Genomic DNA, 9,966 nt, shown 5'->3' on the forward strand with positions numbered 1-9,966 from the left:
TTGACGTGCTTATTCAGTTAGCCATTTATAGATTTCAAAAGTCGTTTTCTCAAGATTGCTGTGACCGCTTAAATAATACATCGGCGTAGCTGTTTGGCTTAACTCTTTCATGATCTTTTTATAAAAGGCATGGGCAAATACGTTAGTGTTAATAAAGACCGCATCAACTCGTTGAATCTTGGAAATATCCCGATTCATCTCATCCACGTCGATAAACTCCACAGATGGAAGAAGCTCTTTTACCTTATTCCGCCAATGCGGAGCTCCACCGAAAATGACAATTCGCTTAGACTGTATAAACGTGGTCATGCTTTTCAAAGAAGGAGTCTGCTCACCAGTCTGGTCGCCTTGTTCCTCCGAATAGACAAAGCTACGCAGGGCATGGACCTCTTCCGTATAATCTTCGAGATTGCCGATTTTCTGTTCCAATTGCCGGATTTTTGCTTCGGCCGCTCGGAGCTCTTCCGTTAATCCGTCAATTTGCTGTTGATGCTGTTTATTTGTGAGCTGCCATTCCTGGCTTTGCCTGAATAAATCCGCTTCCTGTTCATGAAGCTTTTCCTCCTTGGCTTTCATTTCCAGGTAATAATCCTGCTTAGATTGATCCAAAAATAAATGCTTCGTCTCGCGATATAGGGAACTAAGGCACTTTATATAGAGACACGCGATGAAAAACAAATCTTGTTCTGCATGACTCACATTATTATATTTTTTTGCATAGAGCAGCTCTAAAAAAACTGTATCCAAATCCCCTTTGGTCAATGAGATTTGTTCGGTTGCATCAAGCTCTTGAATGTGCAGGGTTTTCAGCCAGCCGCCGAGGGCTCCGATAAATTTGGTTGGCGAGTTTTGAAAGACGAGCTGCTCTGCTTTTTCTGAATCATAGCTGGGGTATTTTTCAACGATACCTGTTAACTTATCGCTGATCAAATACTCTAGGAAAAAACCTAATGAATCGAAATGAGCATTTTGGGGGATATTGTAGGCCTGATAGAGCTCATCAATCTCCTTTTTATGGGCAGCCAACATTTCGGGAGAGAACATGGACTTCTGCCATTCCAATTCATTCATGGTCGTCAATAATACTTTTTGAAAGGATTGCCATGCTACGTTACTGGTATTAAATGGTTTATTTTCACGGACACACAGGTACCAAAGAATAATATTTTGATAAAGTAAATCTAGTTCCTTTACCACCTTATTTTTTTGTTTTTTCCCAAAGCTTCTCATGAAATGGTCAAAGTCGATATAAGAGTGGTGTTGAAAATAGTGATAAGCAAATTTGTAGCCTTTTTTAATTAGTTGATCAAGCGGAAAAAATTGCTGGTGCTGGTCACACCATGCTAGCAATCCCGCCACTTGCCTAATTTTTTCTTCACTTTTTGTCGAGTACATGGAAAAGAGCGGATTCCCGTTTAAATTACTCTTCTGGTACGCCTCATAATATTCCCACTCATTTTTCTGGTAGGATTCATCGATATAGGGATGTAAATAAGTATTTCCACCTAAGGCAATGCTTAAGAATTGATAGACGATTGTCTGCTCCTGGGGTAGGATGTCCATTTGTTCCTCCGCCTCGTTAATGAATTGATATAGTAGAAAAATTGTAATCGATTCTTATTTCAATCACAATGACTTTTGTTAAGTTTTATTTAAGTTGGTACGGTTTTGTTCAACCTATATTGACAATAAGAAGGAAACGATGATAAAGGAGGAGAACTATTCTTTATAAAGGGGATGATGGTGTTGAACTTCCGAACGATGGACCCAGACAAGGACCGAGAGTGGCTGATTACTTGTAGAAAAGACGCCTTTGTTGAGAGTTTTGGAACGGATGAAGGCTTTGGAGCGGAACAGACCTATATAAATCGGATTAGCGATATGGTTAAGCAATTTCCTAAGGGGCATGTCATCGTTGAAGAAAATGATGTCGCGATTGGACAAATGGAAATGCAAATTAGGGAATTTGAAGGCACAGAAATAGGGTATGTCAATCTATTCTATCTGATCCCAGCCTATCGTAGTAAAGGCCTCGGCAAAGAACTGGTATCCTACGCAGAAGGTTTTTTCAGAGGATTTCATGTATCTGAATATCATTTGCGTGTATCACCAACAAACGAACGAGCACTTCAATTATATAGAAAGATCGGGATGGTTAAAGTAAGAGAAGAACACGATAGGTATTTGGTCTATAGAATGAGAAAGCTTTTATGAGAACAGTCTAGGGTGAGGTGATCAGAATGATCCAAGTCAGCACTTGTCGAAGAGGTACGTTTTTCTAGTGTTTAGCTGACTTGATATTTTACGATGCATTCATCTAGCTTTTGACTTAGCGCAATCGTGTTTTCGCTTGTAAGTCCTTCTTTCATGCCAGAGTTAATCATTTCATCTCTTAATGTTTTGATCATGATTAATAAGTTATTTTTTTTATCCGTAACTGGGATTGGCAACATAAAATTGGCTCCTATTTACAAAAAAAGTAGTAATGAAAATATATCAAAAATCTAAAGGTACGAACAACTATTTTTTTAATAAGTCACAAAATGTTCACAAAATAATTGAGTTAATAGAATAAACCCTATTTAGAAACATGCTTGAAGAGGTTTGGGAAAAGCTTTTTTTTGAAGGGGGAATGTATAGGAAAGGGAAATATTTTAACATGAATAATATGAACATATTGTCGATGAGGTGAGGAGATTGAAAACGGAAAAAGAAAAAATGATTAGTGGTGAGCTTTATCTGGCCGCTGATCCAGAGTTAATAAAAGAACGCTTGAACGCACGAAGACTTACTAGATTATACAATCAATCGCTCGAAACAGAAGACGAGAGACGAACAGAGTTGGTAAAGGAATTGGTTGGTTCAACAGGAAATTCTCTATATATTGAACCCACGTTTCGTTGCGACTATGGCTACAACATTCATGTCGGGGAGAACTTCTATGCTAATTTTGATTGTGTATTATTGGATGTTTGTGAGATTAAGATCGGGGATAATTGCTTTATGGCACCCGGAGTACATATTTATACTGCCACACACCCTCTAAATGCAACTGGCTTTCTATGTGAGCGGTTGATAAATAGGGAAAAGCGGTCGATAAAACAGGCAAAGCGGTCGATAAAATTGAAAAGCGGTTGATAAATAGAGAAAAGCGGTTGATAAACTTGCACGCTGAACAATCTAATGTAAAAATGTCCAAATGATTGGACATTTTATTCTGAGTAAGTTACGATAAATGTCCAATGTTTAAGACAAAGTGGTGAAGATGATGAAAAATATCATGAAGGTATTACGAAAACGATTCGGAATGACGCAAGAAGTGCTCGCACAAGAATGTGGAGTGGCGCGGCAAACGATAAATTGCATTGAAAATGACAAATATGATCCCACTTTGGAACTAGCCTTCAAGATTGCTAAAGTGTTTCATACAAAAGTGGATGAGGTGTTTATTTATGAGTAAGTTTTCTAAACAATATATCATTACCATGAAGGATATCGTTAGAGAAGGGGTTGACATTTTAAGCGAAAAAATGACTGATGTGAGCCTGCCGCTAGGTACCGAAGACCAAGAAGCCTTGCAATGCATGCTGCAATTTTTAAAAAATAGTCAAAATCCCGCGCTTGCCAAGAAGTACAAATTGCGGGCCGGTTCTGGACTTTCGGCAAATCAAATTGGCCTCGATAAACGGATGTTTGCGGCACTTTTTCCCGATGAAAAGAAAGAAATGCACGAATATATGCTGATTAATCCTAGAATCATCAGTCATTCGGTGAACATGGTGTATCTTCCGGAAGGCGAAGGATGCTTGTCGGTTGATCGGGAGGTTGTAGGATATGTGCCAAGGTATGAACGAATTAAGGTGAAGGCATACGATATCACCGGGAGAGAAGTCGTCTATAAGTTTAAAGGATATGGATCGATCGTAGTCCAGCATGAAATCGATCATTTAAACGGCGTAATGTTTTACGACCATATTAATAAGGAAAATCCATTTAAACTACCGGACCATGTTAGTGTCAAGAGTTTGTATTAAAGGCACATCATTGCCTAAGTCCTCAATAAAGGAGCTGCCAAATTGACAGCTCTACTTATTTAAAAGGGAGAGCATTTGAAAAATTTGGCCTCGATGATGGGCTTCGTGTTCAATGAGATGGTAAATTACCCACTCCGGTGTCACATCGTACGGATCGAGCGTCCTCGGTGTACGCCAGCCTACTAAGTCTACTGTACGAAAATGAGAGAGCACTTCCGCACGAACAGCTTGGAGACGCTGTACATGTTCCTCGATGGTTTCCCCCTCAATATGTGTCAAAGTCTGATCGCTTTGCCGATCCTCTTGCGGAAATAGGGCACGGATTTTGGGGTTCCATTCCCCGCCGAGCACTTCTTCATAGAACCAATCTGCTTCAATTAAAGCGATATGATATAACAACGATCCAATCGAATGCCCATCATTGATTTTCGTGTCCAGCTCGGTCTGATTAAGCCCAGCAATTTTTTTTAAAAGGGTGTGGTGCACGTCCTCTAAACCCCAGATCCATCGACCTATCTCTGGTATAAAACCAGGTAAGGGTACAACCGCTAAATTTTCTCTTGCCATCTTGGTTTTCCTCTCTTTCTATAATCATTGTAAAAAAGTTTTCATTAATATAAAGATTCTCCTTTTAAAGAATGAATCCTTCATTTTCTGAATGGGCATACCGGTTCAGTGGTACTTAAGAACTTCTATTTTAAAATGGATGAGATGTTTTTTATAAATGTGGAAGGTCGGCAACACGGGGAGGTCAAAATGATGCGCACGTCCTCGGCTTATCTACGTAAGGGCGTGGCCAAACGAGTTTTGGAACACAATCTTGAAGAGGCGAAGCGACGTGGCTATCGTCGGGTCAGCTTGGAAACAGGATCACTTGCTGTCTTTGATCCGGCCAGAATGCTCTATGCTAGTTTTGGGTTCCATTATTGTCCGCCTTTTGCCGATTATTTGGAAGATCCCAACAGTGTCTTTTTGACGAAGGAAATTGATGTTTTTTATCAGAGATGAGAAGACTGGATTCAGCTGCCATTATGAGTTTGTTTGAAGGACTAAAATTGGGAGAACGGGTCTTCATATGATGGATGAAGATAGAAATGGGTGAATGCAATAAGGAAAAGTGAGTATAGGGATGTTTCCACAATGTCTATAAGAGTAGGAAGTGTTCATGATAGAGGTATTTTGGTAAACTGGAGTTACTTTTCATAAGTGAGGTACAGATCAAAGATGAAATCCAACACGTCTTATCATAAATTTGCTAGAAGCTATTGGGCTGGATTACGTGATCATACTCCGGTTACGATCCCTGTCGAAGAACTAGAAAAGATTATAGCACTACATGGAGAAATCTCGATGAAAGAGCTGGAAGAGGTATATTTGCCTTTGACACATTTCATTGATCTACATTTGCAGGCAGCCCAACAGCTTTACACAACGACCACATCCTACTTAGAATTAAGCGCCAAAAAAGTCCCTTATATTATTGGGATTGCCGGCAGTGTGGCCGTGGGTAAAAGTACAACAGCGAAATTGTTGCAAACCTTATTATCTTACGGGGAAACGCCACGAAAGGTTGAACTCGTCACGACTGATGGATTTTTGTATTCGACAGAAACTTTACGCCAAAAAGGACTCATGAGCAGGAAAGGCTTCCCCGAAAGCTACGACACGCAAAAATTAATTGAGTTTATCGGAGATGTGAAGGCTGGAAAGGATCATGTCGAGGCCCCATCTTACTCTCATATAACCTACGACGTATCAGATGAAATGAGAGAGATTCGTCAGCCTGATATTTTACTAATAGAAGGGATTAATGTCCTTCAGGTCGACAAGACCCATCAAGTCTTTGTCAGTGACTTTTTCGATCTTTCATTTTATATAGATGCGGATGAGGCAAATATTAAGAAGTGGTATGTGGAGCGTTTCCTTCAATTGCAGCAGGCGGCATTACACCAACCCGAATCCTATTTCCATCGCTTTACGAGTTTGTCGCGAGCAGAGTCGATTGTCCAAGCAACGCAAACGTGGGAGACGATCAACGCGATCAATTTGCACGAAAATATATTACCAACAAGGAGCCGTGCCAATGTTATTTTGAAAAAGGGCTCCGATCATACCGTGGAGACGATTTATTTAAGGAAATGAACTGTGTCCACGTTTGTAAATATGGTGATAACCGGAAAATTATAAAGATGCTGAAAGAGAGGACGGCTACGTCTACTTTTAAGCTAGGAAACCAAGAAAAAGTAGAGCCTGTCTACATCATTTACACCTATATACTTGCTACACTTTTATCCAAACATCTCTGCTTATAGGCTACAGGCAGAGATTTTTTTGTTTTTTGGTTAACAGCTGCTCATTAAGCCATGGGCGAACAATTAATAACTTGAGTAGTATCTAGTCAAATTTGAATAGTTAAATCTTTATCAGATGGAAAAGGGATTTTTGAAAAGAAAGAGAATTACCATTCATTAAGATAGGGAATAGGGGGAGACTATGAAATTTGTATTGATCTTTGGGCCACAGGCCGTTGGAAAAATGACAGTAGGGCAGGAACTAGAAAAAATAACTGGATTAAGGCTGTTCCATAATCATATGACGATTGAATTGGTTACACCTTTTTTTGACTACGGGACAAAAGAAGGGAAACGGTTAGTGAATTTATTTCGTCAGGAAATTTTTGAAGCCGTGGCGAAGAGTAATCTAGAAGGCATGATTTTCACCTTTGTTTGGGCTTTTGACCTCCAAGGGGACTGGGATTATGTGGATAAGATTACGAACATCTTTGAGTCGAAGGGTGGACAGGTTTATTATGTTGAGCTGGAGGCAGGCCTAGAAGAAAGAGTGGGACGAAACAAAAGTCTGCATCGCCTCACGCATAAGCCGACAAAGCGAAACGTGGAGAAATCGGAAGCCGAGTTAAAGAGGACGTATAAACAATACAGATTAAATTCTAATCCAGGTGAAATCAAAAAGGAAAATTATCTTCGTATTAATAATACCAACTTAAGTTCTGAAGAAGTGGCGAAAAAGATTCAAGCGAGATTTCGAATATAGGAACAAGCGGGAGGGTTAGTTTATGACACCACCAAAGCATATTGTGTCGGCTGCGACAATTGTATTGAACGATGACAATGAAATACTATTAATCAAAGGACCTCGGCGTGGCTGGGAAATGCCAGGCGGTCAGGTCGAAGAGGGAGAATCGTTAAAGGCAGCAGCTATCAGAGAGACAAAAGAGGAATCAGGGATTGATATTGACATCATTCAATTTTGTGGCGTCTTCCAGAATAGGAGTGAATCGATTTGTAATACGTTATTCTTAGGAAAACCGATAGGCGGGGAATTGACTACGAGTCTTGAAAGCCTGGAGGTGGGTTTCTTTCCGCTCCAGCAAGCATTCGAGATGGTCACGTGGGGAAATTTTCGACAAAGAATTGAGTATTGTTTGGATGAGACGGTTCAGCCTTTTTGCATAGAGTTTTAATGAAAGAAAAAGAAGCCCTGCAAAAATACTAACGGGTTCACTTTAGGGGGACAAAATAAGCAAATCACATATAAAACCGCACACCTATTCGCAAATTGTGAGTAGGTGTTTTTTATTGATATAAAGCCATTTTCTAAATTTATTAATAAAAATCCCACTTATTTCAACATTAAATTAGCACTGTACAATAGCCATTGTACAGAATGTTATTAGTGCGATTTCGGGTGTTAAGAGTTAAAATAAAAAGTTTGGATATTTTGGATTAGAAAGAAGGGCTTCATATTGCCATTTTTTGAACCAAAGGATAAGAATTTGAAAAAAGTAGATTGGGAAGTTTCGCAAAAGAACATTGATTTAGTCAAAGCCTACGCAGATTACACCGAGAATGAAGTTGTGGAGTATTATTTAAACTGCAATCGTGAAGATAATAACAATGATAATTTGATAAAAAACAATACGTATTTATTGTAAAACGATAAATGGTATGTTAAATTCATATTGTCAATAAATAAATGAGGTGCTTAATATGAATGTTAAACGAGGTTCAACCGCTTTCTTAAAGGTAATTATTTTTCTGGCTGGAATTGCAGTGCTTGCTTTGTGTATATTTTTGGTTCCTAAGATTGGAAATTTTGCTGGAGAATTGTACCTAGGTATGTCTTATTTGAAATATCTCGTTTTCATCGTGATGTATGGAGCAGCTGTTCCTTTTTACTTTGCTCTCTATCAGGCTTTCAATCTTTTACGGTATATTGACAAAAACACAGCATTCTCAGAATTATCCGTAAAGGCATTAAAGAACATAAAGTGCTGTGCTTTTACAATCAGTGGTTTGTATGTATTAGGTTTGCCGCTCTTTCGTTTTATAACGAAGAATATGGACCCTCCTTTTGGAATATTGCAACTCATAATCATTTTTGCTTCGTTGGTTATCGCCGTTTTTGCTGCTATCCTCCAACGGCTTCTACAAGAAGCGATTAACATAAAATCAGAAAATGATTTGACGGTCTGAGGTGGATCATATGGCAATTATTATTAATATTGATGTGATGTTAGCAAAACGAAAAATGAGCGTAACGGAGCTTTCGAAGAGGGTTGGAATTACTATGGCGAATCTTTCCATTCTGAAAAATGGGAAAGCAAAAGCGGTTCGTCTTTCAACATTAGAAGCGATATGTAAGACTTTGGATTGTCAGCCAGGTGATATTTTGGAGTACAAAAGCAACGAAGACACTCAATAAAAACAGACAACAAATTTAATTAACTAACGGGAGTCGATAGAGAATTTAAGGGATAGCTTAATTGCTATCCCTTCTTTGCGTTTATTGATGTAATTTACTCTGAGAATTGCATTGATATTAGTAAAAAAAATATGATGTGATTTGCAATGTTTCCCCCTCGAAAGGGAACCCGTTACAAAAATACATGGCTTCTTTATTCTTTTGATAGTTCAATAAATTAGCAGATAAAAAGACTTGATATTGAACACATTACCATCGAAATTGGCTAATTTATTTTAAGATAAGTAGTATCCTTTTAAAGATTTAATTCGTTTATTTAGGTAGGAAGGTTATTCAGGAAAGGGGAAACAGGCATGAAGAGGGTACTGATTCTTAGGGCGAGCGGTCTAGTGGAGATATAAATCTTTCCTTCACTTCCACTATTTTCATAAAAGAATGTTGAGCATTTAAATTGATATTTATATTATATTCATATATTATTATTTCAAGATACTTGTTTTAAAGATAACTAAAGGAGATTTAATTTATGAATATATTAGTAGTAAAAGCAAATAATCGTCCTGCTTCTGAAGCAGTTTCTAGCAAAATGTATGAAACATTTATGGAGAACCTAGAAGGCGTAAATGTTACGACATATGATGTCTTTGCAGAAGATATGCCTTACTTTGGCCAAGATCTATTCAATGCATTTGGTAAACTACAATCTGGCGAAGAAATGACTGATGTGGAACAACGCCTTCTTGCAGCGAAACAAAAGGCGATGGATGCATTATCGGCAGCAGACGTGGTTGTATTTGCGTTCCCACTATGGAACTTAACCATCCCAGCGGCATTACAAACATTCATCGATTATGTATACGCAGCTGGTTTCACATTCAAATATGATGAAAATGGCCAATTAGTAAGCTTAATGACAGACAAAAAGGCTGTTATCTTAAGTGCACGCGGTGGCATTTATTCTACTCCAGAAGCGGCACCAATGGAAATGGCAGCTAACTATGTGAAAAACGTAGTTGGTGGCGTGTTCGGTATGGAAATCGTTAACGAAGTAATTATCGAAGGTCACAATGCAGCTCCAGCACAAGCTGAAGCTATTATTGCAGAGGGTTTAAAGAAAGTAGCAGAAGTAGCAAAGAGCTTTTCAGCTGTTACAGCGTAAGCAACAATAGGATAATGGAAAGCAGTGAGGGCATCTCACTGCTTTTTC

At 38.7% G+C, this 9,966-nt stretch carries 14 protein-coding genes and 1 pseudogene; 12 read left to right on the top strand and 3 right to left on the bottom strand.

Going from position 1 to position 9,966, the window contains the following annotated elements:
* Window positions 1-9: 9 nt before the first annotated feature.
* Window positions 10-1,563 carry a hypothetical protein gene (locus TY15_RS08135; protein WP_040203568.1) on the bottom strand — a complete coding sequence of 518 codons (1,554 nt, stop codon included), beginning with the start codon at window positions 1,561-1,563 and terminating at the stop codon, window positions 10-12.
* A gap of 183 nt (window positions 1,564-1,746) precedes the next feature.
* On the opposite strand from TY15_RS08135, the gene TY15_RS08140 reads away from it, so the two are divergent.
* Window positions 1,747-2,214: a GNAT family N-acetyltransferase gene (locus TY15_RS08140; protein WP_040203645.1), complete on the top strand. Its 468-nt coding sequence runs from the start codon at window positions 1,747-1,749 to the stop codon at window positions 2,212-2,214.
* Between the two features lie 71 nt (window positions 2,215-2,285).
* Here TY15_RS08140 and TY15_RS23530 read toward each other — a convergent pair whose 3' ends face one another.
* Window positions 2,286-2,453, bottom strand: a complete 168-nt coding sequence (locus TY15_RS23530) for an aspartyl-phosphate phosphatase Spo0E family protein (RefSeq protein WP_081799363.1) — start codon at window positions 2,451-2,453, stop codon at window positions 2,286-2,288.
* Between the two features lie 244 nt (window positions 2,454-2,697).
* Here TY15_RS23530 and TY15_RS08145 point away from each other — a divergent pair.
* From TY15_RS08145 to def, 3 genes and pseudogenes are all read left to right on the top strand, one after another.
* A pseudogene (locus TY15_RS08145) lies at window positions 2,698-3,051 on the top strand (maltose acetyltransferase domain-containing protein); the annotation flags it as partial.
* 217 nt (window positions 3,052-3,268) lie between these two features.
* Window positions 3,269-3,460 (top strand): helix-turn-helix transcriptional regulator, encoded by a 192-nt coding sequence (locus tag TY15_RS08150; protein WP_040203569.1) that lies wholly within the window; start codon window positions 3,269-3,271, stop codon window positions 3,458-3,460.
* Window positions 3,453-4,034, top strand: a complete 582-nt coding sequence (gene def, locus TY15_RS08155; protein WP_040203570.1) for a peptide deformylase — start codon at window positions 3,453-3,455, stop codon at window positions 4,032-4,034. The genes TY15_RS08150 and def overlap by 8 nt, the downstream gene beginning before the upstream one ends.
* 51 nt (window positions 4,035-4,085) lie before the next feature.
* Here the strand turns inward: def and TY15_RS08160 are convergent, their stop codons facing one another.
* Window positions 4,086-4,601, bottom strand: a complete 516-nt coding sequence (locus TY15_RS08160; protein ID WP_040203571.1) for a DinB family protein — start codon at window positions 4,599-4,601, stop codon at window positions 4,086-4,088.
* A 135-nt stretch (window positions 4,602-4,736) separates the two neighbouring features.
* Between TY15_RS08160 and TY15_RS08165 the strand changes: the two genes are divergently transcribed.
* From TY15_RS08165 to TY15_RS08200, 8 genes are all read left to right on the top strand, one after another.
* Window positions 4,737-5,042: a GNAT family N-acetyltransferase gene (locus tag TY15_RS08165; protein WP_081799365.1), complete on the top strand. Its 306-nt coding sequence runs from the start codon at window positions 4,737-4,739 to the stop codon at window positions 5,040-5,042.
* Window positions 5,043-5,258: 216 nt separating this feature from the next.
* A complete protein-coding gene (gene coaA / locus TY15_RS08170) occupies window positions 5,259-6,176 on the top strand; it encodes a type I pantothenate kinase (protein WP_040203573.1) in 918 nt (305 codons plus the stop codon).
* Window positions 6,177-6,527: 351 nt separating this feature from the next.
* Window positions 6,528-7,088, top strand: a complete 561-nt coding sequence (locus TY15_RS08175) for an AAA family ATPase (protein ID WP_040203574.1) — start codon at window positions 6,528-6,530, stop codon at window positions 7,086-7,088.
* Between the two features lie 22 nt (window positions 7,089-7,110).
* A complete protein-coding gene (locus TY15_RS08180; RefSeq protein WP_040203578.1) occupies window positions 7,111-7,518 on the top strand; it encodes an NUDIX hydrolase in 408 nt (135 codons plus the stop codon).
* 282 nt (window positions 7,519-7,800) lie between these two features.
* Window positions 7,801-7,989 carry a hypothetical protein gene (locus TY15_RS08185; RefSeq protein ID WP_040203580.1) on the top strand — a complete coding sequence of 63 codons (189 nt, stop codon included), beginning with the start codon at window positions 7,801-7,803 and terminating at the stop codon, window positions 7,987-7,989.
* Window positions 7,990-8,044: 55 nt separating this feature from the next.
* Window positions 8,045-8,530, top strand: a complete 486-nt coding sequence (locus TY15_RS08190) for a DUF2975 domain-containing protein (protein WP_040203582.1) — start codon at window positions 8,045-8,047, stop codon at window positions 8,528-8,530.
* Window positions 8,531-8,540: 10 nt separating this feature from the next.
* A complete protein-coding gene (locus tag TY15_RS08195; protein WP_040203584.1) occupies window positions 8,541-8,759 on the top strand; it encodes a helix-turn-helix domain-containing protein in 219 nt (72 codons plus the stop codon).
* A 526-nt stretch (window positions 8,760-9,285) separates the two neighbouring features.
* Window positions 9,286-9,918, top strand: a complete 633-nt coding sequence (locus TY15_RS08200; RefSeq protein ID WP_040203586.1) for an FMN-dependent NADH-azoreductase — start codon at window positions 9,286-9,288, stop codon at window positions 9,916-9,918.
* The last annotated feature ends 48 nt before the right edge of the window (window positions 9,919-9,966 follow it).

The organism is Neobacillus jeddahensis (assembly GCF_000612625.1).
Classification (GTDB): Bacteria; Bacillota; Bacilli; order Bacillales; family Cytobacillaceae; genus Neobacillus; species Neobacillus jeddahensis.